At 64.9% G+C, this 1,402-nt stretch carries 1 pseudogene; it reads left to right on the forward strand.

What is annotated here, in order from left to right:
* Positions 1-29: 29 nt before the first annotated feature.
* Positions 30-1,086: pseudogene (locus JKG68_RS32300) on the forward strand (IS110 family RNA-guided transposase).
* Positions 1,087-1,402: the final 316 nt, after the last annotated feature.

Genomic DNA, 1,402 nt, shown 5'->3' on the forward strand with positions numbered 1-1,402 from the left:
GGCTTCGAGCCACGCAAGGAGCACGTTCCATGTCACGGTCTTCTTTCTCTGCTGTGATCGCCACCCTGGGCATCGATCTGGGCAAGAACAGCTTCCACCTCGTCGGTCAGGATCAACGCGGCGCCATCGTGCTGCGGATCAAGCTCTCCCGGTCCCAACTCACCCAGCGGTTGGCCAACATCCCACCTTGCCTGATCGGCATGGAAGCCTGTGCTGGTGCCCACCACGTCGGCCGCCAGCTCCAAGCATTGGGCCATGACGTGCGCCTGATCCCGGCCCAGTACGTCAAACCGTTTCTCAAGGGCCACAAGAACGATTATCGCGATGCCGAAGCCATTGCGGAGGCGGTGCAGCGGCCCACCATGTCGTTCGTGGCGATCAAGATGCCAGAGCAGATGGATCTGCTCGCCCTGCACCGGGTCCGCTCTCGCCTGGTCAGCCAGCGCACGGGCGTCACCAACCAGATCCGCGGCTTCCTGCTTGAGCGCGGCATCACTGTGCGCCAGGGGCTTGCGCCGCTGCGGCAGGCGTTGCCAGGCATCCTGGGTTCGTCCTCTGACGCCCTGTCACCGCGGCTGGTTCGCCTCATCGCTGACCTGATGGAGGATTGGCGCCGGCTCGACGAGCGCATCACCGAGGTCTCGACTGAGATCGAGGCGCTCGCCGCCCAGGACGAGCACTGCCAGCGCCTGATGAGCGTGCCGGGCGTGGGGGCCGATCATCTCCAGTGCCGTCGTAGCGGCGATTGGCACAGGCGCTGGGTTCAAGCAGGGGCGGGACTTTGGCGCCTGGCTCGGGTTGGTGCCCAAGCAGGAGTCGACCGGCGACCGCACCATTCTGGGCAAGATCTCGAAGCGCGGCAACACGTACCTGCGGACGCTCTTCGTGCAGGCGGCACACATCGTGCTGGTGCGCCGGCCGCATGGGGCGAGGGTGGGGCTGTGGCCGTGGATCGAGGCCGCGGGGCGGCGGCTGCACCGCAACAAGCTGGTGATCGCCCTGGCCAACAAGCTCGCCCGCATTGCCTGGGCGGTGCTGGCGCGTGGACATGCTTATCAGCCGAGGAGTGCCTCCCATGCGATGTGAGGTGAGAGCGCTTCAGGCTCTTTCTGCAACGGATCAGCCCTGAGGAGACAACGATGAGGTCGATGGTCTAATCAGGGGCTGTCCCGCCGAGGTCTGCGAGATGACGAAGGAGATGGACGAACGGTCTGCCCGGCGCAACCACGAGACTGGGTGCCATGATGGCCCGCAGAGGTCTTTCGCCTAGCGAGTCTTGGATGCGCGCGGATACCCATGATGGCCCGGAGCTGAGGCTCCACCTTGAGGCCGAATACATTGATGCAGCTCTCACGTTCGTCAGTCCGCCAACATCATCTTGCGACGCACGGCCGGACCATAC

It is taken from the genome of Microvirga aerilata (assembly GCF_016743775.1).
Taxonomy (GTDB): Bacteria; Pseudomonadota; Alphaproteobacteria; order Rhizobiales; family Beijerinckiaceae; genus Microvirga; species Microvirga aerilata.